Raw genomic sequence first — 24,633 nt, 5'->3', positions numbered from 1 at the left:
TCAATCCCGTTTCGGCTTCTCGGCCACCGCCGCCGTCTGCGCGGCCCGGTAGCCGTCCAGGGCCTTGGCCACCGTCGGGTCGCTCAGGGCCACCACTGCCGCCGCCAGCAGCGCCGCATTGACCGCTCCGGCACGCCCGATGGCCGTGGTCCCGACCGGAACGCCGGCCGGCATCTGGACGATGGACAGGAGGGAATCCATGCCCTTCAGGGCCTTGCTTTCCACCGGCACGCCGAACACCGGCAGTGGGGTCAGGGCTGCCGCCATGCCCGGCAGATGGGCTGCGCCCCCGGCTCCGGCGACAATGCAACTCAGGCCCCGTTGGCGGGCCGTCGAGGCGTAATCGAACAGCCGCTGCGGGGTGCGATGGGCGGAGACAATGCGCACCTCGTGGGGAACCTTCAGTTTCTCCAGGATCTCGACCCCGTGGCGCAGAGTGTCCCAGTCCGATTGGGACCCCATGATCACGCCGACTTTCGGCTGCTGGTCTGTCATTGGTTCGACCTCCTCGGGGCGCGAAAGGGCGCCATTATAGGGCTGCGCGATCCCGGCGCAAGCCTTGCCATTCCGAAACAGCGGATCTCATGCTACCTTTGAGCCATGACCGAGATTACGCCCACCTTTGGCATCGCTCCGTCCCGCCCCCCCGGCCAGCGCCGACAACGGGAGCCTTCCGGCGATCCCTATCGCAAGCCGGGGCAGGAGGCGGACCCGCCGGAAGTGAAGTTGGAGGACGTCAAGGTGGAGGCCTCGGTGCTTGGCATCGCCGCCGAGGACCTGACTCCAGAAGTGGTGGTGGCGATCCGCAGTCTGATGGAGGAAGCTGAGGGGTTGCGCCGGGAACTGGCCGCCACCCGCCGCCACGAGGCCCATCTGGGGCGGCTGGCCGACAATCACTCTTATCTGCCCCTGTACAACCGCCGGGCCTTTCTGCGCGAAATGTCCAAGGCCCTGGTGCGGGCCGAACATGCGGGGGTGCACTGTACCTTTCTTTATCTTCATTTGGCCAACCTGCGGGAGATCCGCGCCGTGCATGGCCGGGCGGCGGGGGATCAGGCGATGGTCCATGCGGCCTGGATTCTGCGCAATCACCTGCGCGATTCCGATCTGTTGGGCAGCATGGATGGCTACGACTTCGTGATCCTGTTGATGCTGACCGGCGGCGAAGCGGCGGCGGAAAAGGCGCAGACCCTCATCTCGGCGGTGGAGGCCGATCCCTTTCGCTGGTTCGATACCTATCTTCCGCTACGCCTGAAGCTCGGTATGCATTGCTTCCAGGCCGGGGAGAGCGTCGATCAGGTGATCGACGCGGCGGAGGGCGACCTGCTGCGACAGGAGGTCAGTCTCAAGCGATGATATCCGGAGTCAGCCGGTCTTCCAGGCGGGCAATCTCATCCTTGAGCAGCAATTTGCGTTTTTTCAGCCGCTGAATCTGCAACTGGTCCACCGGTCCACTGTCGCCCATATGCACGATGGCGGCATCCAGATCCCGATGCTCGGTCTGAAGGTCGACCAGCTTGCGGCGCAGTATTTCTGTTTCTTCCATCGGGGTTCCGTCTCCTGGAGGGCGGAAGTTTAGCAAAGGGAAAACCCTTTGGGGAGCCCTCCCGGACCGGCTTGAGAGAATTGTTTCTCTGGGGGCTGATCTGACGAGAGTTGTTTTGCACAGTCTGCCGTCTGTCGGTGGCATGAAGCAGGCGCAAAAAAAGGAGGCCCCTTCTGGAGCCTCCCCTGATATTTTCCTTATTTGGAAATCCGTTATGCGGCGGTCTTGGCACTGCGGCGGCGGGCAAAGCCCAAACCGGCGAGGCCCGCACCGAACAGGGCCAGGCTGGCCGGTTCGGGAACTGCCGTGCTCGGGGTCGCGTTGGTGGTGAACTGATAGGTGCCCGCAGAACCCAGGGACGACAGGGCCAGGGAGTAGGTGCCCGCACTCAGAAGCGAGGTAAAATGCGGGTCGCCGAAGGGGCCGCCCAAGCCATCGTCGTGGCTGTCATCGTAGTAGGTAACATAGGTCAGATTCGAGTTGTAGGCTGCCGCGCTGGAATAGCTGAACCAACCTCCGGCCCCGGCGGCAACATAATCAAAGCCGGTGGTATCGCCCCGGTACAGCCCGGCGATCAGGTCGGGGGCCGCCACGGTGCGGTCAAACCAGAAGCTGATGGCGTTGACCCCATCGGACTCAAACACGAACCAATCCACCCCATCCACGTCGGAGGCTTCTCCGACGGAAAATCCAGTGTTCAGGCCAGGACCAAAGCTTTGAGGTACGACCGGCGTGGCCTGAGCGGTCAGGGTGACACCAAAAGTCATGCTTGTGGCAAGCAGTGCTGCTCCGAGGATTTTCTTGAATGCCATTTCTTGGTTTCCTTATTGAGAAGAAATTTTTGTTTCTTTGTTGAGTGAAGCCTGTCCCGAGAATCAGCAAGAGTTATGCCAAAAATAATTATTTGTTATATCTATTTGATTTATAAGTGAAAATATTGTGTATGCGGAGGGTAGTCTTATGTATTCGTATGGTTGGTGTAAGAAAAGTTGACACTCTGATTGATCTGGCGTCATGCTTTTGCGGCAGGTTCATCCAAATCCCTTGGAAAATAGCCCTTTTTCAAGGTGTCGGCGATTGTGACCGTTGGTGTTTAAGAGCTTTTTCTCGCTATCATCACGCCCTTGATATCCATGGAACCGCTGAAAATATCTTGCAAAAAAGCCTCTTGGACTTATCAACGCGGCGATTTTAAGTATGATGGGCAAGAACAACTATCGACGCCGGTAAGGAGAGACCCGCTATGCCCGTTTCCGCAATCCGTGAATTTCTCAAGCTTGAGGCGGCCGGGGGGATCATGTTGATCATCGCTTCTGCGTTCGCCCTGATCCTGGCGAACTCGCCGTTGAGCAGTCTGTATAGCGCGACGCTCGATATTCCGGTTTCCGTCCAGGTGGGGGCGCTCATCATTGCCAAGCCTTTGATTCTTTGGATCAATGACGGGTTGATGGCGGTTTTCTTTTTTCTTGTTGGTTTGGAGATCAAGCGGGAATTCATGGAAGGGGCCTTCGCCAGTGCGGCGCAGATCCTGCTGCCTGCCATGGCGGCTCTTGGGGGGATTGCCGTGCCCGCCCTGATCTATTTGGCGATCAATCAGGGCGATCCGGTTCATATGGAAGGCTGGGCCATTCCGACAGCCACTGACATCGCCTTTGCCCTGGGGATTCTAGCGCTGGTTGGCAGTCGTGCCCCCCTGTCCCTGAAAATTTTGCTGACCGCCATCGCGATCATCGACGATTTGGCGGCCATCGTCATTATCGCGATTTTCTATACGGACGGCCTGTCTCTGCCGGTGCTGATGCTGGGCGGGGGATTCGTGGTCGCTCTGTTCATTGCCAATCGGCTGCGCGTGGCCCGTCCTGCTGTCTACATTCTGCTCGGGATCGGATTATGGGTTTGCGTTCTGAAGTCCGGGGTGCACGCCACCCTGGCCGGGGTGATTACCGCCTTTGCCATCCCCATGCGGACAGGAGACGCCGATGGCCCCTCGATGCTCGAAGACCTCGAACATATTTTGCATCCCTGGGTCGCCTACTTGATTCTGCCGGTATTCGCCTTTGCCAATGCCGGGGTGTCCTTCGTTGGTATCGGCCTGTCCAGCTTTATTGAGCCGGTCAAACTGGGCATTTCCCTCGGGTTATTCTTTGGCAAGCAGATCGGAGTGTTCGTCATGCTCTGGCTGGGCATCGTTCTCGGCCTTTCGCCCATGCCGGAGGGAACCTCTTGGCGACAGCTCTACGGATTGTCCCTGCTGTGCGGCGTCGGCTTCACCATGAGCCTGTTTATCGGCTCGTTGGCTTTTGAACATAGCGCCTTTGATGTGCCGATCCGGCTCGGGGTGCTGAGTGGATCCATCGCCTCAGCTCTGTGCGGATATCTGCTCCTGAAGTCCGGACCGCCTGCCGAAGGGGCTTAAAACCACGCCGATTTGCTTGATGTGCTGAGGCGGTCCAGGGCACCCAGGATGTCCGAGAGAATATCCGCATAGTCTTCCAGGCCGACGGAGATGCGGATCAAACCATCCGTAAAGCCATGAAACTGGCGCTCTTCGGGGCTGTAGGTCGAGTGGGTCATGCTCGCCGGGTGCTGCACCAAGGTTTCCGCGTCGCCCAGGCTCACGGCCGAGGTCACCAGGGACAGTCCATCCATGAATCGTCGGCCCGCCTCGATACCGCCTTTGAGCTCCAGTGCGATCATGCCGCCAAAACCCGACATTTGGCGTCGGGCAAGGTCGTGATAGGGGGACGACGGTAGACCTGGATAGTAGATTTCCTGGACCATCGGATGCGTTTCCAAGGTCTGTGCGAGTTTAAGCGCGCTGTCAGAATGCCGATCCATGCGGAGACTAAGTGTTTTCAAGCCACGAAGTAACAAGTAGGCATCGAAACTGGAAATCACGGCCCCGGTCAGTTCCTTGATTCCGACGAAGCGGATTTGATCAATCATTTCCTGTTGGCCTAAGACGACGCCCGCCAGCAGGTCCCCATGTCCCGACAGATACTTGGTCGCGGAATGCACGACCAGATGGGCTCCAAGGTCGATCGGACGTTGCAAATAGGGGGTGCAATAAGTGTTATCCACGATGAAGGTGGCCCCATGCCGGTTGCAGATATCGGCTGTTGCGGCAAGATCGCACAGGCGCATATTCGGATTGGCCGGGCTTTCACAAAAGACAATCTTGGTCTTTTCGCTGATGGCCGACGCCAATTCGGCGGGGTTGGACAGATCAATGAAACGTGTGGTGATGCCAAATTTTTTGACGTGGTGGCGCAACAAAGAATAGGTGCAGCCGTATAGGGTTTTGTCTGCAATGACCTCATCTCCGGATTCCAACAAGGTCCAGAAAACAGCCGTGATGGCTCCCATTCCCGAACTGGTGGCCAGACCGGCTTCCGCGCCCTCCAGGTCGGCCAGACGCCGTTCCAGGATGTCAACGCCAGGGTTTCCAACGCGATGATAGATATATCCTTGCTGGGTTCCGGCGAACCGCTCACTGCCCTCGATGGAGCTGCTGAAAGAAAAGGTTGAGGACAGGAAGAGCGGGGGGTTGATCGCGCCATGATATGCCGCCGAGTCATAGCCATAATGGATGGCGCGGGTCGAGAAGCCGGATTTCTCAGGATGTGTCTTGGATGAGGTCATGATGGGTTCTCCTTGACACTATAATACCTAATAAAATTGCTTTTTGTCCCCTAATATGACTATGTTATCCGTAATAATTGGTGATATTAGCTAATTTTATGGACTGAAATGGTTATTATGAGCTTAGACAGAACCGACTTGAAAATCCTCGACGCCCTGCAAACGGATTCCCGACAAACGAATCTTGCCTTGGCGGAAAAGATTGGCCTTTCCCCGACCCCGTGTGCTCGGCGTGTGCGACGCCTTGAGGAGGAGGGGGTTATCAAACGCTATAAAGTTGATATTGATCTGGCGCGTGTCGGACTCAACCTGACAATATTCGTTGGCGTGAAAGTGGAGCGTCACCAGGATGACGAGGCCAATTCTTTTGTCGATGCGGTCACCAGTTGGCCGGAAGTGATCGCCTGCCACCTGGTTTCGGGAGATATTGATTTCCTGCTCGAGGTTGTGACCTCGAATATGGAAGTCTACGAGCGATTTGTCTTGCAGCGTCTACTAAAAATAAAAAGTGTCAAAGACGTTCGTTCAAATTTTGCCATGAGGACGTATAAGACAAACGGACATCTGCCCGTCCATCTCTTGCATGATTAATTTGAGGGCTAGGGATTTTATTTTGGCAAATAGTCTCGCAATATGGGAAGACGTATCCCATATGACTTCTACGGCGGTCCCACTTTGTCCCCTTGACCGCCAAGGAGTTACCCATGACCACTCCCCATTGTGCCCTTGCTACAGAATCCGTTCGCAAGGAGTCCGGTAAAATTCTTTCCGCCCTCCGTGCCAAAGGGACCAAGGATGCCCGCGGACGGATCGACGAATCCGCCGTGGCCGTTGAAATGAAAATCTGGTGGACCGCTCAAGGGTATCGTTACCCGTAAGCGCTTCCCCATGTGAAGCAAGCCGGGGCGTCCTTTGGGGCGCCCCCTTTGTGTCTACTCCCGCACCGTCACCGGATAATCCGGGGTCGGGTTGAGCGGGCAAGAGAACAGATAGTCGCCCGGTTCCAGAGTGACCGCATAGTCCTGGGAAACGCCGGTCGTCAGTCCGCCGCCGGAGACGCTGACCTTGGTCAGTTTATGCAAAGGATTGCGCCAGTCGTAGTCCTTGTCGCGGAACCAGAATCCCAACTCGTAGGGGACGTTTTGGTTTTTCACCCGGAAAACATAGTTACCCGGTTTGAGTTCCAGCGGCTTGAAGGCGGCGCGTCGGGCCTCTCCTCCGGTAGCATTGATCTTTTCGCAATCGGCCTTGGAGGTGCTGGTATAGCCGTGATCGGCTTCGGTCTCCAGGAACTGACAGGGCACCTGGGTCAGGTCGATGACGGTGGGGGACTCGGCGGCCCGGGCGGGTGCGGCGACGAGCAGCGCGCCAAGGATGAGCAAACGGAACATGGGCGGATCTCCTATGATGTCTGTTGATGAGACCATAGGCGGAACGCCCGGCGACGGCCAATCAAGCGGGCTCACTTGTCGGTGATCGGGCCGCCATTGGTCCAGATGCCATACCCTTTTTCACGGGCCTTCGACTCATATTGCAGGAGGTGCGGGGCGGTCAGCGGATCGGCCTTGGCCCAGCCCGTGTAGACCATGCCCTCGGACAGGTCGCGGCGACCGACGGCACAACGGGCCAGCGGACAGCCGTCGGCCCGGCGGTCGCCGAAGGAACGGCAGGTGACCTGGGCTCCGGCGGTCAGATCCATCAGACCGGTGGCGGCGATTCTGCCGCAATCGAAGGTCTTGCCCGAGGGGATATAGCAGGACTGGCCCGGTTCCGGGGCCCGCACGCCGATCAGGCAAAACACCTGACCGTTGACCCGCAGCACATCTGGGCCAAGCACCTGGGCTCGCCCGCTGGCAACGGAAATATCCATGGCAGAGGCCGCGCCGGAGGCCAGGCCCAGCCACAGAAGAGTGAGACTCAAAAATCCGCGCATGATCCATTCTCCTCTTTGAACGTCACATCCTTATTCTGAACCTCGGGTCGGAAAAAATCCACAGTCCAGGCCCGGAAAACATGACAAGTTTGCTTCGGTGCGTGTAGAATTCCCCCACACTGGCGGAAAAACCCACCAAACAAGTGTGGGCCGCCCCCCGATCAATGCTTGGGAGGACTCTCATATGACATTTTCCACATCCTTGAAGACTCTGGCCGGTGCGCTGACCGCTCTGTCCGTTCTGACCGTTGGGCTGACGGCGCAGGCGGCGGACGAGCGCAACTATCTGCTGGCCACCGCCAGCACCGGCGGCACCTATTATCCGGTCGGCGTGGCCCTTTCGACCCTGGTCAAGGTGAAGCTGCAACCAAAAGAGAAGATCGGCATGTCGGCCATCAGCTCCGCCGGGTCCGGGGAGAACATCAAGCTGCTGCGCGACAACGAGGTGCAGTTCGCCATTCTCCAGGGGCTCTATGGTCACTATGCCAAGACCGGCACCGGGCCGATCGCCGCTGACGGGCCGCAGAAGGACCTCCGTTCAGTGTCCATGCTGTGGCAGAATGTGGAGCATTTCGCCGTTCAGCGCGAGTATGCCAAGACCGGCACCATGGACGACATGGCCAACGTCAAGGGCAAGACTCTGGCCATGGGCAAGAAGAACTCCGGCACCATCGGATCCAATCAGACGCTGCTGATGAATCTCGGCTATGACATGGAGAAGGATTACAGCCTTATGTACGGCGGCTACGGCCCAAGTGTCGACGCCCTGCAGAACGGCCAGGTGGCCGGATTCGGGATTCCGGCCGGCGTGCCCGCCGGGGCGGTGACCAAGGCGATGGCCAACATGGCCGACAAGATGGCCATCCTCGACTTCACCGACGATCAGGCGGTGAAGGCCGACGGCGGCATGAACTTGTGGACCCGCTACGTCATCCCGGCGGGCACCTACCCGAACCAGGCCAAGGACATCAATACCATCGCCCAGCCTAACTTCCTCGCCGTGCGCAGCGACGTGGACGAAGATGCGGTCTATCAGATCACCAAGGCGACCTACGAAAATCTCGCCTTCCTCAATGCCATCCACGGGGCGACCAAAGCCATGGCCATTGAAAAGGCCATCGCCGGATTGCCGCTGCCGCTGCATCCGGGAGCGTTGAAGTACTATCAGGAAGTGGGCCTCAAGATCCCCGATCACCTGATCGCCAAATAAGAAGGCGTGGGGGGGACGGTGCGCACCGTTCCCCCAGCTCCGATTATTTCATGACGACGACCACTTTCGCCGCCCCCCGATGGGCCGACCAGAGCCAGCGCGAGCGCCTCCTGATGGTGTTGGGGGTCTGCATCTCGTTGATGCACATCTGGTTCAATGTCATCTCCCTGTTGTCAAATCTGTGGCAGAATGCCCTGCATTTTGCCGGGTTTGCCCTGATGGCGGTGATCCTCTATCCGCTCAAAAAAGACGGCGGCCCTGCCTGGCGGGTGAGTGACGCCGTGGTGGGTCTTCTGGCTGCGTTTGCAGCGCTGTACATGATTGGCATGGAAGACGCCATCTATGCCCGCGGGGTACGTTTGGCTCTACCTGAATGGATTCTCGGCATTGCATTGATCCTGGTCGCCATCGAACTGACCCGGCGCACCACCGGCTGGATCATTCCCATCCTGATCATTCTGGCCCTGAGTTACGTCGGCTGGTGGGGCGGCCTGATTGGCGGGGTGTTCAAGTTCGCCGGTCTGACCCCGGAAACCATTTTGTTCCGTTCGGTCTACGGGGATGATGCGCTGTTCGGCAATATCGCCCGCATTTCCTCCACCTATGTCTTCATGTTCATTCTGTTCGGGGCCTTCCTGCTGCGTTCGGGGGCCGGGGAGTTCGTCATCGACATGGCCCGCGCGGTGGCCGGAAAGACGGTCGGCGGGCCGGGGCTGGTGGCGGTGATGGCCTCGGGGCTGATGGGCACCATTTCCGGCTCGGCGGTGGCCAATACGGCCTCCACCGGGGTCATCACCATCCCGTTGATGAAACGGGCCGGGTTCCCCGGGAAATTTGCCGCCGGGGTCGAGGCGGCGGCCTCCACCGGCGGTCAATTGATGCCGCCGATCATGGGAGCCGGGGCCTTCGTCATGGCCACCACGACACAGATTTCCTACAACACCATCGTGCTGGTGAGCATCCTGCCGGCCATTCTGTATTTCGCCACCGTGGCCTTTTTCGTCCGCATCGAGGCCCGGCGCAGTCAAGCCACCCTGGTTGATGACGAACAGGTCTCTCTGATGCAGATCATGCGCCAGGGCGGCTTGTCCTTCGTCATCCCCGTGGCGGTGCTGATCGGCCTGTTGATCTATGGCTTCACGCCGACCTATGCAGCAGGACTGAGTATCGTTGCCGTGATTCTCGCCTCCTGGCTCGGTCCCAACCGCATGGGGCCGATAGCGATCATCGAGGCGCTGGCCCTGGGGGCGCGCAACATGGTGATGACGGCGGTTTTGCTCTGTGCCGTCGGCCTGATCGTCAATGTCATCGCCACCACCGGCATCGGCAATACTTTTTCGTTGATGATCACTCAATGGGCCGGGGACAGTCTGGTCATCGCCATCGTCCTGATTGGCTTGGCCTCCTTGGTGCTCGGCATGGGCCTGCCGGTGACCGCAGCCTATATCGTCCTCGGCACTCTGTCGGCCCCGGCGCTCAATGCGTTGATTTCCGACGGCCAGATGTTGCAGGCCCTGATCGCCGGGAACGTCCCCGAGGAGGCCAAGGCGCTGTTCATGCTGGTCGCCCCGGACCGGCTGGCGGAACTGGGGCTGCCCATGTCCGAAGAGGCGGCGCGCAGTCTGATGGCGCTCATCCCACAGGATCTGTCGAGCACCCTGCACGAGATGATTCTCGGCCCGCAGGCGCTGCTGTATTCCCTGTTGTCGGCCCACTTGATCGTGTTCTGGCTCAGTCAGGATTCCAATGTCACTCCGCCGGTGGCACTGGCTGCCTTCACCGCCGCCGCCATCGCCCGAACGCCGCCCATGGCCACCGGGATGCAGTCCTGGAAGATCGCCAAGGGCCTTTATATCGTGCCCCTGCTGTTCGCCTATACACCGTTGATCGGCGGGACCTGGAACGAAGTGTTCCTCATCTTCGGGTTCGCCCTGCCGGGACTCTATGCTTTTTCGGCGGCCATCCAGGGACATATGGAAAATCCGCTGTCCTGGCCCCTGCGCGGGGTGACCCTGGGGGCCGCCGCGGCCCTGCTTTGGCCGACGACGCTTGTGGTGCATGGAGCCGGATTGCTTGTATTCGGCGGGGTTTTATTCTTGAACATCCGTAAAAAAATGGTCTGAGGGCAGCCCCGACTTTCGTTTCCGCGACCTATCGCAGCTTGATCACCGTGCGGCCCTGAATGCCGCCCTTGAGGATCTTCCCGGCCAATTCTGGAAGGTCCTCCAGTTTGGCCTCGTGGGTGAGCTCGTCGAGCTTTTCCAGCGGCAGGTCGTGGACGATCCGCTGCCAGGCTCTTTTCCGTCGCTCCAGGGGGCAGAGCACCGAATCGATGCCCAGCAAATTCACCCCGCGCAGCAGGAACGGAATAACCGTGGTCTCCAAGGTGCTGCCACCAGCCAACCCAACGGCGGCCACGGACCCCCCGTGTTTGACCTGAGCAAGCACCCGCGCCAGGGTGGTGCCACCCACCGAGTCGACACAGCCCGCCCAGCGTTCCTTGTCCAAGGGCCGTTGCGGCGGCTCGGCCAATTCGGTCCGGTCGAGAATCGTTGTCGCGCCAAGATCTTTCAGGTAGGCGTGGGTCTCCGCCCGACCAGTGGAGGCCGCCACCTGATAGCCCAACCGGGCCAGGATCGCCGTCGCCACCGAGCCGACGCCGCCCGCTGCGCCGGTGACTAAGACTTCGCCCTGATCCGGGTTCAGTCCCTGTTCCTCCAACCGCAGGATCGCGAGCATGGCGGTGAATCCGGCGGTGCCCACGGCCATCGCCTGTTTCAGGCTCAGGCCTTCGGGCAGTGGCACCAGCCAATCGCCGCGCACCCGCGCCTTTTCCGCGTAGCCGCCCCACTGGACTTCGCCGACCCGCCAGCCGGTCAGCACCACCGCATCACCGGGCTTGTAATCCGCATGATCGCTATCGATGACCGTGCCGGAAAAGTCGATGCCGCCCACATGGGGATAGTCGCGCACCAGCCCGCCCAAACCGTTGAGGACGAGTCCGTCCTTGTAATTGAGTGTGGAATAATCGACCGCGACGGTGACATCACCCGCCGGAAGCGAGGCCTCATCGAGCTCGCGGAGGCTGTTGGTGACCGTTTTGCCGGTCCGATCGGTGATCAGGGCTTTGAACATGGCTCAATCCTTTGTGCAGAAGGCGAGATAATTGACATCCAAGTCGTCGGTCAGGTCCCAACGGTCGGACAGCGGACGGAAGCTCAGACCTTTCAGCGCCCGGATGTGGACTCCGTGAGGGCGCAGGCCGTGGGCCAATTCAGACGGGCGGACGAACTTGCGCCAGTCATGGGTTCCGGCGGGCAGCCAGCGTAGCAGGTATTCGGCCCCGATCTTGCCCAGCGCCAGCGCCTTCAGGGTGCGGTTCATGGTCGCCAGGGTCATCGCCCCGCCGGGGCGGATCAACGCGCAGGACAGGGCCAGGAAATGGGAAGGATCGGCCACATGCTCAATCACCTCCATGTTGGTCACCAGATCGAATTGCAGCCCCTCGGCGACCAGATCCTCGGGCAGGGCATGCCGGTAGGTGATGTCCAGCCCCAGACTCTGCGCATGAGCGGCGGCGATGCCAATGTTCTTTTCAGCGGCGTCAATTCCGGTGACGCAGGCCCCCAGACGGTGCAACGGCTCGCAGAGCAGCCCACCACCGCAGCCGATATCGAGCACCCGCAATCCGGCCAGCGGGCGGTCACCCAGAGGATCTCGCTCGAAGTGGGCGGCCACTTGGTCGCGGATAAAGGTCATGCGGGTCGGGTTGAAACGGTGCAGGGGACGGAACTTGCCATCCGGGTCCCACCAGGCCTCGGCCATGGCGGCGAAGCGCGCGACCTCCTCGGGCAGGGCGGTGCTCGGATGGGCGGCGGGGGCGGGTTCGGTCATCGGCTGTCTCCGGTCGGGCACGCGGCGGACTTGCCTCGCGCTGTTGTGCAGAGTATGTATAGGCCGCCGCCGCCCGGCAACGGGTTCGCGGAATTTTTTTGCGGGAAGGATCATGGCACTCATCGTTCAGAAATTCGGCGGCACGTCCGTCGGCGATATCGGGCGCATCAAAAACGTCGCCCGCAAGGTCAAGGCTGAAGTGGATGCCGGGCATCAGGTGGCGGTCGTCGTCAGTGCCATGTCCGGGGTGACCAATCAACTGGTTGATTTCACGAAACAGATCGGCGCGTCGGTCGATCCTCGGGAATATGACGTGGTGGTCGCCACCGGCGAGCAGGTCACCACCGGTTTGCTGGCCATGGCCTTGCAGGAACTGGGGTTGCAGGCGCGCTCCTGGCAGGGCTGGCAGATCCCGATTAGAACCGATGACGTGCACGCCAAGGCGCGCATCAGCGCCATTGACGTGGAGCACTTGAAAAATCGGCTGATGGACGGTGAAATAGCCGTGGTGCCGGGCTTTCAGGGCCTCAGCGAGGAGGGGCGGGTGACCACCCTGGGGCGCGGCGGCTCAGACACCAGCGCCGTGGCTCTGGCGGCGGCGTTGAAGGCGGATCGTTGTGATATCTATACGGACGTGGATGGGGTATATACGACCGATCCACGGATCGTGTCGAAAGCCCGCAAGCTCGACAAGATCACATACGAGGAAATGTTCGAACTGGCCTCCCTGGGGGCCAAGGTATTGCAGACCCGGTCGGTGGAAATGGCCATGAAGCATGGGGTGCGGCTACAAGTCCGGACCAGCTTCGAGGACACTCCCGGAACCCTGGTCGTGAACGAGGACGAAATCGTGGAAAAGGAACTGGTAAGCGGAATCGCCTATAGCCGGGATGAGGCCAAGATCACCGTGGTGGGACTGGAGGATCGTCCGGGCGTCGCCAGCGCGGTGTTCGGCCCGCTGGCCGAGGCCAACGTCAATGTGGACATGATCATCCAGAACATCTCCCAGGACGGCAAGACGGCCAATGTCACCTTCACGGTGCCGGAAGGTGAACTCCGCCGCGCCTTGCAGGTTCTGGAGAGTCGCAAGGAAACCCTTCGATTTGACAAATTGGTCAGCGATTCCAGCGTGGTCAAGATCTCGGTCATCGGGGTCGGCATGCGCAGTCATGCCGGTGTGGCCCAGTTGATGTTCAAAACCCTGGCCGAAAAAGGCATCAACATCCAGGTCATCTCGACCTCTGAAATCAAGGTCAGCGTGCTGATCGCCGAGGAGTATACGGAATTGGCCCTGCGCGCCCTGCACACGGCCTATGAACTCGACGCGGCGGTGGCGTGAGATCATGGATGATCTGAGCCCACGGCTGAAACTGAATGACCTGTGGCAGCGCGGCCGGGACTTTCTCGGCACCGAGACCGCCATCATGGGCGGTGCCATGTCTTGGATTTCCGAGCGTCATCTGGTCTCGGCCATTTCCAATGCCGGGGGCTTCGGGGTCATTGCCGGGGGCTCCATGGGGCCGGATCTGTTGGCGGCGGAAATTGCCGCCACCCAGGCCCTGACCGACAAACCTTTCGGCGTCAACCTGATCACCATGCATCCCGAGTTGGAGGGGCTGATTGACGTCTGCACCGCTCAGGGAGTGGGGCACGTGGTGCTGGCAGGCGGACTGCCGCCCGGCGGGGCGATCAAGAAAATCAAGGATGCCGGGGCCAAGGTCATCTGTTTCGCTCCGGCGCTGGTGCTGGCCAAGCGGCTCGTACGCAGTGGCGTTGATGCGCTGGTCATCGAAGGGGCCGAGGCGGGCGGACATATCGGCCCGGTGGCGACCAGCGTGCTGGTGCAGGAAATTCTGCCCCATATTACCGAGATCCCGGTGTTCGTTGCCGGAGGTATCGGGCGCGGCGAGGCCATGGTGAGCTACCTGGAAATGGGGGCCGCCGGTTGCCAGTTGGGCACCCGCTTCGTCTGTGCCACCGAATGTATCGCCCATCCCAAATTCAAGCAGGCCTTCCTCAAGGCCGGGGCGCGCGATGCCGTGCCGACGGTGCAGGTGGACCCGCGGTTCCCGGTGATTCCGGTCCGGGCGCTGACCAACAAGGGCAGCGAGGTTTTCATGGAGACCCAGCGGCAGATGATCGCCAAGGTCGATGCGGGCGAATTGGAACTCAAGGAAGCTCAGTTGCAAATCGAGCATTTCTGGGCCGGGGCATTGCGCCGGGCGGTGATTGACGGAGATGTGGAATACGGTTCCCTGATGGCCGGACAGAGTGTCGGTCTGGTCACCCGGGAACAATCGACGGCGGAGATCATCACCGAGATGGTGACCCAGGCCGAGGCCACCCTGGCCGGTCGTGCCGGAGGCTGATAGATGGCACCTGCGACCATGAACTACACAGGGTCGCGCAGGCTTTTGTCCCGAATGCGGGATGTCATGGCCGGCCAAGGGTCGGACCCGGACAAGCTGGCCCGGATCGTCACCCTGATCGCTGTCGATCTGGAAGCCGAGGTCTGCTCGGTCTATCTGCAGCGCGCCGGTGAAGTGCTCGAACTGTTCGCCACCCAGGGTCTGGAACTGTCGGCGGTGCACCAAACCCGGCTGCGGGTCGGTGAAGGTCTGGTCGGTTTGATCGCCGCCCAGGCCCGTCCCCTGGCCCTGAGCGAGGCGCAGGAACATCCCAATTTCGTGTTTCGACCGGAAACCGGCGAAGAGGCCTTCCATTCCTTCCTCGGGGTGCCGGTTTTGCGCGGCGGTCGGGTGCTCGGCGTGCTGGCGGTGCAGAACGTCACCCCGCGCGACTACGTCGAAGAGGAAATCGAGACCCTGGAAACCGTGGCCATGGTGCTGGCCGAACTGGTGGCCGGGGGAGTGCTGGTCAGTCGCGATGAAACCCGCATCGTCGATGGCATCGGCCTGTTGCCGTTGCGGCTGGAGGGGATGCGGCTCAATGGCGGCGTGGCCATCGGTCAGGCGGTGCTGCATCAGCCCAACATCGAAGTGCACAAGCTGGTGGCCGAGGACCCGGAAGCGGAACTCCGGCGGCTGCGGCTGTCGGTGGACGACATGCACGGGGCGCTGGACAACATGGTCCAAAACTCCGAGGGGGAACATCGGGATATTCTCGAAACCTATCGCATGATTGCCGAAGACGCCGGATGGTTGTCGCGTATCGAGGAGGCGGTGGCCAGCGGCCTGACCGCCGAGGCGGCGGTGCGCAAGGTGCAGTCGGACGTCCGCGCGCGCATGGATCAGGTCAGCGATCCCTACTTGCGCGAACGGGTGCATGATCTGGACGATCTGGCCAACCGGTTGTTGCAGCATCTGACCGGCGAGATCCATCGGGTCGGCAAGGTCGATGGAATCGCCAGCATAATCCTCGTGGCCCGCTCCCTGGGTCCGGCGGAATTGATGGATTACGACCGCGAGTTGATCAAGGGGCTGGTTCTGGAGGAAGGGTCACCGACCAGCCATGCCACCATTCTGGCCCGGGCGGCGGGCATTCCGGTGGTCGGTCGCATGCGCGATCTGTTCAGCCGGGTTGAAAATGGCGATCTGGTCATTATTGACGGCGATCATGGTCAATTGTTCGTCCGTCCCGGCGACGACGTGCTGACCGCTTTCACCGAGACCGTCACCCTCCGCAACCGTCGTCTGGTCGCCCAGGCCGCCCTGCGCGATGAACCGGCTGTGTCCCTGGATGGGGTGCGCATCGAATTGTTGATGAATGCCGGGGTGCAGGCGGATATGACTCACTTCTCCGAAACCGGGGCCGACGGGGTCGGCCTGTATCGGACCGAAGTGCCTTTCATGGCCCGACCGTCGCTGCCCAATGTGGAGGATCAAACGGGGCTCTATGGCCGGGTTCTGGATCTGGCGCAGGGCAAGCCGGTGGCCTTTCGCACCCTCGATGTGGGCGGCGACAAGCTGCTGCCCTATTGGGACCCGGGGGAAGAGGAAAACCCCGCCATGGGGTGGCGGGCCGTCCGCATGTCCCTGGACCGGCCGATGATGTTGCGCCATCAGTTGCGGGCCCTGGTCCATGCCGCCGCCGAGCGGGAGCTCAAGGTCATGTTCCCCATGGTGACCGAAATCGCCGAATTCGAGGCCTTGCGTCGGCTGCTGGATATGGAACTGGAGCGGGCGCAAAATCGGGGTGTGCCCCTGCCGTCGCAGCTTGCGGTGGGCGTCATGCTGGAAGTGCCGGCGCTGGCCTATCAGTTGCCGGCGCTGTTGGAACGGGTCGATTTCGTGTCTGTGGGCAGTAACGATCTGTTTCAATTTCTGTTTGCCGCCGATCGCGGAACGCCGTTGATGGCCGAGCGCTACGATGTGTTGTCGCCGCCCGCCCTGAATTTCCTGCGCACCTTGCTGTTGCAGGGGGCGCGGGCCAATGTGCCGGTCTCCATCTGCGGCGAAATGGCGGGCAAGCCCTTGGAGGCCATGGCCTTGGTCGGCCTGGGATTCCGCCATCTTTCCATGTCGCCGTCGGCGGTTGCTCCGATCAAGGAAATGATCCGCAGCATGGAAGTCGCGCCCATGGCCAGCTATCTGCGTTCGCAAATGAAGGGCATAGATCACAGCCTGCGCGAAAGGCTGCGGGTGTATGCCATGGATCATCACATCGCGCTCTGAATGCGGCACCCAGGCTGTTTTTTTACCACTCATTTGGGAAATTGGCGCTTTAGCTCCTTGTGAACCTCTGATATTTACCGTCACGTAAGGTTTTTCCGCTAGTCAGGGTGGAGGAACGGGATCGGAGCCGATAGGGCGACACCAACCATGAGCCAGAAACAGACCGTCCAGGAACAAGCACAAGGGCAAGCCAAGGGGCCGCGCGTCGGAGAACTGCTCCGGGCGGCGCGGCTGAAGCATGGCGATGAGCTGGGGGATGTGGCACGGAACCTGCGCATCCGTCAGTTCTATCTGGAAGCCATCGAACAAAACCGCATCGTCGATCTGCCGGGCATGGCCTATGCCACCGGCTTCATTCGCAGCTATGCCGAATACCTGGGGCTCGACGCGGACGAGGTGGTGCGCCGCTTCCGTCAGGAATCCGGGCCGGGACCGCAGTCCGACCTGAAACTGCCGACACCGATCACCGAACGGGGCGTGCCCAGCGGGGCCATTTTGCTGGTGGGTCTGGTCATTGCCTTGATTGGCTACGGGGCCTGGTTCGTCAGTTCTTCCGAGGACCGACCGGTGGTCGATCTGATCTCGCCGCTGCCGGACCGCCTGTCCGCCCTGTTGCCGCCCACGGAGGGGGAGCAACCGCCAAGCGACGTCCAGGAGCCGACCCCGACCGAGACCCCGACCCCGACCGTGATCGAACAAACAACTGAACCGGAGACTGCTTCGGCCACCCAGGAGGAGGTCGTGGAAGTGACGGCGGAGCCGGTCGCCCCCGAGCCGGTCCAGGAACCCGAGGCCGCGAAGGTCGCGCAACCGACCCCTGAGCCAGCCCCGGCACAGGTTCCGGTCGCCGAAATCCAGCCCGCCCCGGCGACGGTGGCGGCAGAGGAATCCGAACCGACGCCGCCGGAGGCGCAGTCGGACATTCCCAGTGCCCCCGAGGCCACCCAACAAGCGGCGCAGCCGGTGATCGGCGGCGAACAGGAAGCGGCCCGCATTCAGGTCAAGGCCCGGGTGGATAGCTGGATTCAGGTGCGCGAGAATACCACCAACCGTCTGGTGGTGACCCGCCTGTTGCGGGCCGGAGATACCTTCCATGTGCCCGATGAGCCGGGGCTGCGTCTGGTCACCGGCAATGCCGGAGGGTTGGAAATCTCCGTCGATGGGGAGGTGGTGCCGGATATCGGACCCATGGGCGCGGTGCTGCGCAATGTGGCCATGGACCCGGAAAGGCTCAAGGACGGGACCGCCGTGGTACAGAAAAAGCCCGAGGACAACAGCCCAACGGTCAACTGAATCGCCGGTCAGCGCAACGTCCTGTTGACCTCAAGGGTCGGCTTGGGGCATGACTGCCCGGCAACCCCATTTTACAAAGACACGTCTCATGGATGCCATCGTACGCCAACCCACCCAGCCCGTGCGGGTCGAAGATGTGATCATCGGCGGCGGCGCGCCGGTGGTGGTGCAGTCGATGACCAACACCGATACCGCCGACATCGACCGTTCGGTGGCCCAGGTGGCCGATCTGGCGCGCGCCGGATCGGAACTGGTGCGGCTAACCGTCAACAATGACGAGGCGGCCAAGGCCATCCCCCAGATCCGCGAGAAGCTGGAGGCCCAGGGGGTTTTCGTGCCGCTGGTCGGCGACTTTCATTACAACGGCCACCAACTGCTGACTCGCCATCCGGCCTGTGCCGAGGCGCTGGCCAAGTTGCGCATCAATCCCGGCAATGTGGGCTTCGGGCGCAGCAAGGACGACAAGTTCGCCACCATGATCGAGGTCGCCGCAAAATATGGTAAGGCGGTACGCATCGGCGTCAACTGGGGCAGCCTGGATCAGGCCCTGGCGACCCGCATGATGGACGAAAACGCCAAGCTGCCGCAGCCCAAGTCGGTGGAGGAAGTGACCCAGGACGCGCTGGTGGAATCCGCCGTTTCCTCTGCCTTGCGGGCCGAGGCATTGGGCCTGGGCCGGGATCGCATCGTGCTGTCGTGCAAGGTCTCCGAGGTGCAGAGCCTGATTGCCGTCTATCGCAAGCTGGCCCGGCGCGGCGACTGGGCGTTGCATCTGGGGCTGACCGAGGCGGGCATGGGCTCCAAGGGCATCGTCGCCTCCACCGCCGCCCTGGCGGTGCTGTTGCAGGAAGGCATCGGCGACACCATCCGCGTCTCGCTGACCCCGCAGCCGGGCGGGGCGCGCACTGAGGAAGTGCTGGTGGCCCAACAGATCCTGCAAACCATGGGCCTGCGCGCCTTCATGCCGATGGTCACCGCCTGTCCCGGTTGCGGTCGGACGACATCGACCCTGTTTCAGGAACTGGCGGCGGAAATCCAGGACTATATCCGTGACAGCATGCCCATGTGGCGAGAGACCTATGTGGGGGTGGAAAACTTCACCCTGGCGGTGATGGGCTGCGTGGTCAACGGCCCCGGCGAGAGCAAGAATGCCAGTCTGGGGATCAGCCTGCCGGGCACCGGCGAGGAACCCTCGGCCCCGGTCTATGCAGACGGCAAGAAGCTCACCCTGCTCAAGGGGGCCGACCTGGGCGGCCAGTTCAAGACTCTCGTTGACGATTATATCGTGCGTCATTACCCGTTGAAAAATCCCTAGCCCCAGGCGTCATCTTCCCCGAGGACTCATTATGGCCAAACTGCAACCGGTTCGCGGAACCAAGGATCTTCTGCCCGAGGAAACGCGCCGTCACCGCCATGTGGAGGAGACCGCCCGCCGGGTGGCCGAATTGTACGGGTTCGGCGAGATCGTCACCCCGATCTTCGAGTTCACCGAGGTGTTCAAGCGCACCCTGGGGGACACCTCGGACATCGTCACCAAGGAGATGTATACCTTTGCCGACCGGGGCGACGAATCTTTGACCCTGCGTCCCGAGGGCACGGCGGGGGTGGCGCGGGCCTTCATCTCCGGCGGGTTGCAGCAACAACTACCACTGAAGCTGTTTTATCGCGGCCCGATGTTTCGCTACGAACGCCCGCAAAAGGGGCGTCAGCGGCAATTCCATCAGGTGGGGGTCGAACTGCTCGGCGTCGAGACTCCGCAGGGCGATGTGGAAATGATCGCCCTGGCGGCGCAGTTCCTCGGGGCCTTGGGGCTGGGCGAGCGAGTCACCCTGGAACTGAACAGCCTCGGCGACGCCGAAAGCCGGGCGGCCTATCGCGACACCCTGGTTGCCTATCTGAGCGGCCACAGGGACAAACTCTCCGAGGACAGCCGCGAGCGATTGGAGCGCAACCCCTTGCGGGTACTCGATTCCAAGGACGAGGGTGACAAGCGGGTGGTGGCCGATGCGCCGCTGCTGTCGGACAGTCTCAATGCCGCCTCGAAGGCTTTTTTCGATCAGCTTCTGGCCGGGCTCGATGCGGTGGGGGTGGCCTACAACCTCAATCCGCGTCTGGTGCGCGGCCTGGATTATTATTGCCATACCGCCTTCGAATTCACCACCACCGACCTGGGCGCCCAGGGCACGGTGCTGGCCGGCGGGCGCTATGACGGCCTGATCGGTCAGATGGGCGGGCCGCCGACCTCCGGCATCGGCTGGGCCGCCGGGGTCGAACGGCTGGCTCTGATGCTTGCCGATATTCCCGACCCGGCCCGTCCGGTGGCGGTGATTCCGGTGGGCGAGGCGGCGCAGGGGGTGGCCCTGACCCTGACTCAGCAGTTGCGTGCCGCCGGAGTGGCCGCCGACCTGGGCTTTTCCGGCAATCTGAAAAAGCGGATGAAGCGGGCCAATGGCGTCAACGCCCGAATAGCGGTGATGCTTGGTGATGACGAACTGGCGCGCGGCGCGGCAACCCTGCGCGATCTGGACAGCGGCGAACAGTCCGAGGTGCCTCTGGATCAGGTGGCGGCCCGGCTGATGGAAAAGGACGCATGACGACCCCATGAGCATGGACTCAAGCCGCCCCGTTTTGCGCCCCCTGGTGGTCGGTGCCAACCATAAATCCAGTTCCCTGGGTTTACGCGACAAGCTGTTTGTCGAGGATGCCCAAGTTGCCGAATTCCTGGACCGCGTCGCGGCGCTCGGGATGCCGCAGAGTCTGGTGATTTCCACCTGTGACCGGGTGGATATTCTGGTTCTGGTCGAGGACCCGACGGCGGCCATCGGCCCCTTGCGCCAGTTGCTGGCCGGGCGGGCCGAGCAGTCTGAGGGGGAACTGGTCCCGTCGCTTTATGCCCATGTGGACGAGCAGGCGGTGCGCCATCTGTTCGCCGTGGCCTCTTCGTTGGACTCTCAGGTGGTCGGTGAGCCGCAGGTGCTCGGCCAGGTCAAGGCCTGTCACCGGCTGGCCAGGGATTCCGGGCATACGGCGGGGGAGCTGGAAAGCCTGATCCAGGCGGCCTACGCGGCGGCCAAACGGGTGCGCACGGAAACCCCGATCGGGCGGCGGCCGGTCTCCATCGCCTCGGCGGCGGTGGAACTGGCCCGTGATCTGCACGGCGATCTGAGCCGTTGCCGCGCCCTGATGCTCGGGGTCGGCGACATGGGCGAGCTGGTGGCCGGGAGTCTGGTCCAGGGAGGATTGGCCCATTTGACTCTGACCCATCCCAAACCCGGTCGGGCAGATCATCTGGCGCAGCAGATGAATTGTCATTTGCTGCCCTTCGAGGAGTTGTCGGAACAACTGCCCGAGGCCGATATCCTGATTACCGCCCTGTCGGCCCGGGTGCCGAGCGTCGATGCGGACATGCTGCGCGCCGCCCTCAAGCGTCGCCGCAGCAAACCCATATTCCTCATCGACACCGGCATTCCCGGAGATGTAGACCCGGCGGTCAATCGGCTGGACGAGGCGTTCCTCTACGATCTGGGGGATCTGGAACGGGTCGCCCTGGATGGGATGATCGAGCGCGAGGCCGATGCGTTGACCGCCTGGCGCATTCTTGACGAGGAAGTCACCCGCTTCCGGCGCGGACAAGAGGAGCGCGAAGCGGTGTCGGCGCTGACCACCTTGCGCGACACATTCGAGGCGGCCCGGATGCAGGCGCTCGACGATGCCCGCAACGATGCCGCCAAGGCGACGCATTTGCTGGTCGCCCGATTGCTGCACGGCCCCAGCGAGGCGCTGCGCGCCGCCGCCGCCAACGGCGAGGATCTGGTGGAGATGGAACGGCTGTTGCGCCGCCTGTTTGTCACTCCGGAAGCGCCGGAGGGCAAATCGTGAGTCTCGACGAAAAACTGCAACAGATTGTCTCGCGACATGAGGAATTGGGTGCACTGATGTCGGCGGGCGGCGATGGGGATGGCTTCGTCAAGCTGTCCAAGGAATATGCCGAACTGGACCCGATCGTCGCCGCGATCCACGAACTCCGGGACCTGCAAAAGGAAAAGACCGACTTGCAGGAGATGGCGGCAGACGGGGATCGTGACATGCGGGCGCTGGCCGAGGCGGAACTGCGCGACCTCAAGGAACGTCTTCCGGGGCTGGAGCAGCAAATCAGGATCCTGCTGTTGCCGCGCGACGAGGCGGACGAAAAGAACGCCATTCTGGAAATCCGGGCGGGCACCGGCGGCGACGAGGCGGCGCTGTTCGCCGCCGATCTGTTCCGCATGTACCAACGCTATGCCGATGCCCACCGCTGGACCTTCGAACTACTGGAAGCCAGTGAAACCGGTATCGGCGGCTTCAAGGAAGTGCTGGCGACCATCCGGGGGCAGAATGTCTTTGCCCGCCTGAAGTTTGAATCCGGGGTGCATCGGGTGCAGCGGGTCCCGGCCACCGAATCCGGGGGGCGCATCCATACCTCGGCGGCCACGGTGGCGGTACTGCCCGAGGTCGAGGATGTGGACGTGGAACTGGACGAACGGGATTTGCGCATCGACACCTACCGCTCCCAGGGGGCCGGGGGACAGCATGTGAACACCACCGATTCGGCAGTGCGGCTGACCCACCTGCCGACCGGCATCGTGGTGGCCTGCCAGGACGAGAAATCCCAGCACAAGAACAAGGCCAAGGCGATGAAGGTCATGCGCGCCCGGCTCTATGAAGAAGAGCGGCGCAGACTGGACGACGAACGGGCCGCCGACCGCAAGAGTCAGGTCGGCTCCGGCGATCGCTCGGAACGCATCCGCACCTACAATTTCCCGCAAGGCCGGGTGACCGACCATCGCATCAATCTGACCCTGCACAAGCTTGACCGGGTGATGGAGGGGGATTTGGACGAGTTGCTCGATGCCCTGATGGCCGAGGATCAGGCGGCCCGGTTGGCCGAAGTTCAATGACCCTTGGCACGGCCTTGGCCGAGGCCACGGCCCGTCTGGCGTCGGCCGGAATTGACAATCCACGCCTGGAGGCCCGGCTGCTGCTGGCCTGGGCCTTGGATCTCACGCCGGAAATCGTGTTCGGCTATCCGGAGCGCCCGCTCGACCCGGCGGGGCGGGATCGCTTGCGGGATGCCCTGGACCGTCGGGTGGCCCGTCAGCCGCTGGCCCAGATCATAGGTCAGCGGGAATTCTGGAGCCTGCCGTTTCGGGTGAACGAACAGACGTTGATCCCCCGGCCGGACTCGGAAACCCTGATCGAGACGGTCCTGGACTTGCCCCTGTCTCCCCGTGCGCGGCTGCTCGACCTGGGAACCGGGAGCGGTTGCCTGCTGCTGGCCCTGTTGCACGAGTTGCCCGAGGCGACGGGCCTGGGGGTGGATCTGTCCTTTGGCGCGGTGGCGGTGGCCCGCGACAACGCCGAGGCGCTGGGGCTGCAAGATCGTGCCGATTTCGTGGTCGGCGACTGGTGGGCCCCGGTGCGGGGGCGCTTCGATGTGGTGATTTCCAATCCGCCCTATATCCGCCGCGACGATCTGGCCGGGCTGGCCCCCGAGGTGCGACAGTATGAGCCCCGGCAGGCGTTGGACGGCGGCCCGGACGGCTTGGATTTCTATCGACGGCTGGCGGCGGAAGTCCCCCGCTATCTGGTTGACGGCGGATGGCTGGCAGTGGAAGTGGGGCAGGGGCAGGCCGATGACGTGACCGCATTGTTCCGCCGCGCCGGATTGCACGGTCTTTCGATGCGGCAGGACCTGTCCGCCATCCCCCGTTGTGTGTTCGGACAGCGAAAAAGCACTTAAACGGTTAAAAAAAGGCTTGGATTGCGCACGGTTCCCGACTAGTTTGGTCGCAGGGCCTTGTACGTCTTGGACGCGCAGCCCCATGGACCGGACCGGGGGGACTTTTTTCGGGTCTGGTCAGCCATCTTTCGCGACATCGGTTACGTCATCGAACCTGAACATGGCCCGAGGGCCGTTCGCGCGAAGGCCGTGAAACGTATTCAACATTTGTATCAAGGTATGATGAACAAGGGCCCCACCAATAACAAACGTCCCCGCGCACGGAACGGCAAGCGCCATCCCGGGGGAAACAAGAATCAGAGCTTTGACAGCAACGGACCCGAGGTCCGGGTTCGGGGCACGGCCCATCAGGTATTGGAAAAATACCTGTCTTTGGCACGGGACGCCTCTTCGGCGGGCGACCGGATCACCGCCGAGGGCTATTACCAGCACGCGGAACATTATTATCGGATCATCAGCGCGCAGGCCGAAAATGCCCAGAACCGCCCGCCGCGCACCCCCGGTCAAGACCGCATGATGAGCGAACCGCTCCCCGAGGAAGTGGGGCAGACCACCCATGGTAAATCCAACCTTGACGAGTCCGACAGCGACGACGAGTCCGAGGATCGGGACGACGACAGCGATAACGATAACGACGACGATGCCGATCAAGGCAACGAGGATGGCGATAGTACCGTCTCGGCAGCCTGATATCGGGTCAGT

Annotated in this window: 24 protein-coding genes; 16 read left to right on the top strand and 8 right to left on the bottom strand. The window is 62.0% G+C overall.

Annotation, left to right across the window (positions count from 1 at the left end; all coding sequences use genetic code 11):
• Positions 1 to 495, bottom strand: a complete 495-nt coding sequence (purE, locus tag ACYQ1P_RS15550) for a 5-(carboxyamino)imidazole ribonucleotide mutase (RefSeq protein WP_460021256.1) — start codon at positions 493 to 495, stop codon at positions 1 to 3.
• A 105-nt stretch (positions 496 to 600) separates the two neighbouring features.
• On the opposite strand from purE, the gene ACYQ1P_RS15545 reads away from it, so the two are divergent.
• Positions 601 to 1,356, top strand: coding sequence for a GGDEF domain-containing protein (locus ACYQ1P_RS15545; RefSeq protein ID WP_460021255.1), 756 nt, complete (start codon positions 601 to 603; stop codon positions 1,354 to 1,356).
• Here the strand turns inward: ACYQ1P_RS15545 and ACYQ1P_RS15540 are convergent.
• Together ACYQ1P_RS15540 and ACYQ1P_RS15535 are read right to left on the bottom strand one after the other, a co-directional pair.
• Positions 1,346 to 1,546: a YdcH family protein gene (locus ACYQ1P_RS15540; RefSeq protein WP_460021254.1), complete on the bottom strand. Its 201-nt coding sequence runs from the start codon at positions 1,544 to 1,546 to the stop codon at positions 1,346 to 1,348. The two genes, ACYQ1P_RS15545 and ACYQ1P_RS15540, sit on opposite strands and share 11 nt — an antisense overlap.
• 212 nt (positions 1,547 to 1,758) lie before the next feature.
• Entirely contained in the window at positions 1,759 to 2,358 is a 600-nt protein-coding gene (locus tag ACYQ1P_RS15535; protein ID WP_460021253.1) for a PEP-CTERM sorting domain-containing protein, read from the bottom strand.
• A gap of 431 nt (positions 2,359 to 2,789) precedes the next feature.
• Here ACYQ1P_RS15535 and nhaA point away from each other — a divergent pair, with 431 nt between their 5' ends.
• Entirely contained in the window at positions 2,790 to 3,962 is a 1,173-nt protein-coding gene (gene nhaA, locus ACYQ1P_RS15530) for a Na+/H+ antiporter NhaA (RefSeq protein ID WP_460021252.1), read from the top strand.
• Here nhaA and megL read toward each other — a convergent pair.
• Positions 3,959 to 5,188: a methionine gamma-lyase gene (gene megL, locus ACYQ1P_RS15525; RefSeq protein ID WP_460021251.1), complete on the bottom strand. Its 1,230-nt coding sequence runs from the start codon at positions 5,186 to 5,188 to the stop codon at positions 3,959 to 3,961. The two genes, nhaA and megL, sit on opposite strands and share 4 nt — an antisense overlap.
• 108 nt (positions 5,189 to 5,296) lie before the next feature.
• Here megL and ACYQ1P_RS15520 point away from each other — a divergent pair, with 108 nt between their 5' ends.
• Entirely contained in the window at positions 5,297 to 5,779 is a 483-nt protein-coding gene (locus ACYQ1P_RS15520; protein WP_460021250.1) for an Lrp/AsnC family transcriptional regulator, read from the top strand.
• A 113-nt stretch (positions 5,780 to 5,892) separates the two neighbouring features.
• The gene (locus ACYQ1P_RS15515; protein WP_460021249.1) at positions 5,893 to 6,066 is read left to right on the top strand and encodes a hypothetical protein; all 174 of its coding nucleotides are present in this window, start codon (positions 5,893 to 5,895) and stop codon (positions 6,064 to 6,066) included.
• A gap of 54 nt (positions 6,067 to 6,120) precedes the next feature.
• Here the strand turns inward: ACYQ1P_RS15515 and ACYQ1P_RS15510 are convergent, their stop codons facing one another.
• Both ACYQ1P_RS15510 and ACYQ1P_RS15505 read right to left on the bottom strand, forming a co-directional pair.
• Positions 6,121 to 6,579, bottom strand: a complete 459-nt coding sequence (locus tag ACYQ1P_RS15510) for a hypothetical protein (RefSeq protein WP_460021248.1) — start codon at positions 6,577 to 6,579, stop codon at positions 6,121 to 6,123.
• A 71-nt stretch (positions 6,580 to 6,650) separates the two neighbouring features.
• Complete coding sequence (locus ACYQ1P_RS15505; RefSeq protein ID WP_460021247.1) at positions 6,651 to 7,121, bottom strand: thermonuclease family protein; 471 nt, start codon at positions 7,119 to 7,121, stop codon at positions 6,651 to 6,653.
• Positions 7,122 to 7,305: 184 nt separating this feature from the next.
• Here ACYQ1P_RS15505 and ACYQ1P_RS15500 point away from each other — a divergent pair, with 184 nt between their 5' ends.
• The gene (locus ACYQ1P_RS15500) at positions 7,306 to 8,331 is read left to right on the top strand and encodes a TAXI family TRAP transporter solute-binding subunit (RefSeq protein WP_460021246.1); all 1,026 of its coding nucleotides are present in this window, start codon (positions 7,306 to 7,308) and stop codon (positions 8,329 to 8,331) included.
• A gap of 50 nt (positions 8,332 to 8,381) precedes the next feature.
• Positions 8,382 to 10,454, top strand: coding sequence for a TRAP transporter permease (locus ACYQ1P_RS15495; RefSeq protein WP_460021245.1), 2,073 nt, complete (start codon positions 8,382 to 8,384; stop codon positions 10,452 to 10,454).
• A 28-nt stretch (positions 10,455 to 10,482) separates the two neighbouring features.
• On the opposite strand, the gene ACYQ1P_RS15490 is transcribed toward ACYQ1P_RS15495, so the two are convergent.
• Both ACYQ1P_RS15490 and ubiG read right to left on the bottom strand, forming a co-directional pair.
• Entirely contained in the window at positions 10,483 to 11,466 is a 984-nt protein-coding gene (locus tag ACYQ1P_RS15490) for an MDR family oxidoreductase (RefSeq protein ID WP_460021244.1), read from the bottom strand.
• Positions 11,467 to 11,469: 3 nt separating this feature from the next.
• Positions 11,470 to 12,225: a bifunctional 2-polyprenyl-6-hydroxyphenol methylase/3-demethylubiquinol 3-O-methyltransferase UbiG gene (gene ubiG / locus ACYQ1P_RS15485; protein WP_460021243.1), complete on the bottom strand. Its 756-nt coding sequence runs from the start codon at positions 12,223 to 12,225 to the stop codon at positions 11,470 to 11,472.
• A 112-nt stretch (positions 12,226 to 12,337) separates the two neighbouring features.
• On the opposite strand from ubiG, the gene ACYQ1P_RS15480 reads away from it, so the two are divergent.
• The 10 genes from ACYQ1P_RS15480 to ACYQ1P_RS15435 all read left to right on the top strand — a co-directional run bounded on the left by ACYQ1P_RS15480 (position 12,338) and on the right by ACYQ1P_RS15435 (position 24,621).
• Complete coding sequence (locus ACYQ1P_RS15480; RefSeq protein WP_460021242.1) at positions 12,338 to 13,564, top strand: aspartate kinase; 1,227 nt, start codon at positions 12,338 to 12,340, stop codon at positions 13,562 to 13,564.
• 4 nt (positions 13,565 to 13,568) lie between these two features.
• Positions 13,569 to 14,594: an NAD(P)H-dependent flavin oxidoreductase gene (locus tag ACYQ1P_RS15475; RefSeq protein WP_460021241.1), complete on the top strand. Its 1,026-nt coding sequence runs from the start codon at positions 13,569 to 13,571 to the stop codon at positions 14,592 to 14,594.
• A gap of 3 nt (positions 14,595 to 14,597) precedes the next feature.
• On the top strand, positions 14,598 to 16,859 hold the full coding sequence (gene ptsP, locus ACYQ1P_RS15470) for a phosphoenolpyruvate--protein phosphotransferase (RefSeq protein ID WP_460021240.1): 2,262 nt from the start codon (positions 14,598 to 14,600) through the stop codon (positions 16,857 to 16,859).
• 147 nt (positions 16,860 to 17,006) lie between these two features.
• Positions 17,007 to 18,152, top strand: a complete 1,146-nt coding sequence (locus ACYQ1P_RS15465; protein ID WP_460021239.1) for a RodZ domain-containing protein — start codon at positions 17,007 to 17,009, stop codon at positions 18,150 to 18,152.
• Between the two features lie 88 nt (positions 18,153 to 18,240).
• Positions 18,241 to 19,467: a flavodoxin-dependent (E)-4-hydroxy-3-methylbut-2-enyl-diphosphate synthase gene (ispG, locus tag ACYQ1P_RS15460; RefSeq protein WP_460021238.1), complete on the top strand. Its 1,227-nt coding sequence runs from the start codon at positions 18,241 to 18,243 to the stop codon at positions 19,465 to 19,467.
• 31 nt (positions 19,468 to 19,498) lie between these two features.
• Complete coding sequence (hisS, locus tag ACYQ1P_RS15455) at positions 19,499 to 20,746, top strand: histidine--tRNA ligase (protein WP_460021237.1); 1,248 nt, start codon at positions 19,499 to 19,501, stop codon at positions 20,744 to 20,746.
• A gap of 7 nt (positions 20,747 to 20,753) precedes the next feature.
• Complete coding sequence (hemA, locus tag ACYQ1P_RS15450) at positions 20,754 to 22,031, top strand: glutamyl-tRNA reductase (RefSeq protein WP_460021236.1); 1,278 nt, start codon at positions 20,754 to 20,756, stop codon at positions 22,029 to 22,031.
• Positions 22,028 to 23,089, top strand: a complete 1,062-nt coding sequence (gene prfA / locus ACYQ1P_RS15445) for a peptide chain release factor 1 (protein ID WP_460021235.1) — start codon at positions 22,028 to 22,030, stop codon at positions 23,087 to 23,089. Before hemA ends, prfA begins: the two co-directional genes overlap by 4 nt.
• Entirely contained in the window at positions 23,086 to 23,931 is an 846-nt protein-coding gene (gene prmC / locus ACYQ1P_RS15440; RefSeq protein WP_460021234.1) for a peptide chain release factor N(5)-glutamine methyltransferase, read from the top strand. The genes prfA and prmC overlap by 4 nt, the downstream gene beginning before the upstream one ends.
• Positions 23,932 to 24,150: 219 nt before the next feature.
• The gene (locus ACYQ1P_RS15435; RefSeq protein WP_460021233.1) at positions 24,151 to 24,621 is read left to right on the top strand and encodes a DUF4167 domain-containing protein; all 471 of its coding nucleotides are present in this window, start codon (positions 24,151 to 24,153) and stop codon (positions 24,619 to 24,621) included.
• Positions 24,622 to 24,633 lie beyond the last annotated feature (12 nt).

Source organism: Magnetospira thiophila (genome assembly GCF_054657015.1).
The sequence above is the reverse complement of the archived record's forward strand: the minus strand, read 5'-3'. Positions and strand labels throughout refer to the sequence as shown.

Coding starts and splice junctions, on each gene's coding strand:
- purE (WP_460021256.1), bottom strand. CDS start 495: ATGACAGACCAGCAGCCGAAAGTCGGCGTGATCATGGGGTCCCAATCG.
- ACYQ1P_RS15545 (WP_460021255.1), top strand. CDS start 601: ATGACCGAGATTACGCCCACCTTTGGCATCGCTCCGTCCCGCCCCCCC.
- ACYQ1P_RS15540 (WP_460021254.1), bottom strand. CDS start 1,546: ATGGAAGAAACAGAAATACTGCGCCGCAAGCTGGTCGACCTTCAGACC.
- ACYQ1P_RS15535 (WP_460021253.1), bottom strand. CDS start 2,358: ATGGCATTCAAGAAAATCCTCGGAGCAGCACTGCTTGCCACAAGCATG.
- nhaA (WP_460021252.1), top strand. CDS start 2,790: ATGCCCGTTTCCGCAATCCGTGAATTTCTCAAGCTTGAGGCGGCCGGG.
- megL (WP_460021251.1), bottom strand. CDS start 5,188: ATGACCTCATCCAAGACACATCCTGAGAAATCCGGCTTCTCGACCCGC.
- ACYQ1P_RS15520 (WP_460021250.1), top strand. CDS start 5,297: ATGGTTATTATGAGCTTAGACAGAACCGACTTGAAAATCCTCGACGCC.
- ACYQ1P_RS15515 (WP_460021249.1), top strand. CDS start 5,893: ATGACCACTCCCCATTGTGCCCTTGCTACAGAATCCGTTCGCAAGGAG.
- ACYQ1P_RS15510 (WP_460021248.1), bottom strand. CDS start 6,579: ATGTTCCGTTTGCTCATCCTTGGCGCGCTGCTCGTCGCCGCACCCGCC.
- ACYQ1P_RS15505 (WP_460021247.1), bottom strand. CDS start 7,121: ATGCGCGGATTTTTGAGTCTCACTCTTCTGTGGCTGGGCCTGGCCTCC.
- ACYQ1P_RS15500 (WP_460021246.1), top strand. CDS start 7,306: ATGACATTTTCCACATCCTTGAAGACTCTGGCCGGTGCGCTGACCGCT.
- ACYQ1P_RS15495 (WP_460021245.1), top strand. CDS start 8,382: ATGACGACGACCACTTTCGCCGCCCCCCGATGGGCCGACCAGAGCCAG.
- ACYQ1P_RS15490 (WP_460021244.1), bottom strand. CDS start 11,466: ATGTTCAAAGCCCTGATCACCGATCGGACCGGCAAAACGGTCACCAAC.
- ubiG (WP_460021243.1), bottom strand. CDS start 12,225: ATGACCGAACCCGCCCCCGCCGCCCATCCGAGCACCGCCCTGCCCGAG.
- ACYQ1P_RS15480 (WP_460021242.1), top strand. CDS start 12,338: ATGGCACTCATCGTTCAGAAATTCGGCGGCACGTCCGTCGGCGATATC.
- ACYQ1P_RS15475 (WP_460021241.1), top strand. CDS start 13,569: ATGGATGATCTGAGCCCACGGCTGAAACTGAATGACCTGTGGCAGCGC.
- ptsP (WP_460021240.1), top strand. CDS start 14,598: ATGGCACCTGCGACCATGAACTACACAGGGTCGCGCAGGCTTTTGTCC.
- ACYQ1P_RS15465 (WP_460021239.1), top strand. CDS start 17,007: ATGAGCCAGAAACAGACCGTCCAGGAACAAGCACAAGGGCAAGCCAAG.
- ispG (WP_460021238.1), top strand. CDS start 18,241: ATGGATGCCATCGTACGCCAACCCACCCAGCCCGTGCGGGTCGAAGAT.
- hisS (WP_460021237.1), top strand. CDS start 19,499: ATGGCCAAACTGCAACCGGTTCGCGGAACCAAGGATCTTCTGCCCGAG.
- hemA (WP_460021236.1), top strand. CDS start 20,754: ATGAGCATGGACTCAAGCCGCCCCGTTTTGCGCCCCCTGGTGGTCGGT.
- prmC (WP_460021234.1), top strand. CDS start 23,086: ATGACCCTTGGCACGGCCTTGGCCGAGGCCACGGCCCGTCTGGCGTCG.
- ACYQ1P_RS15435 (WP_460021233.1), top strand. CDS start 24,151: ATGATGAACAAGGGCCCCACCAATAACAAACGTCCCCGCGCACGGAAC.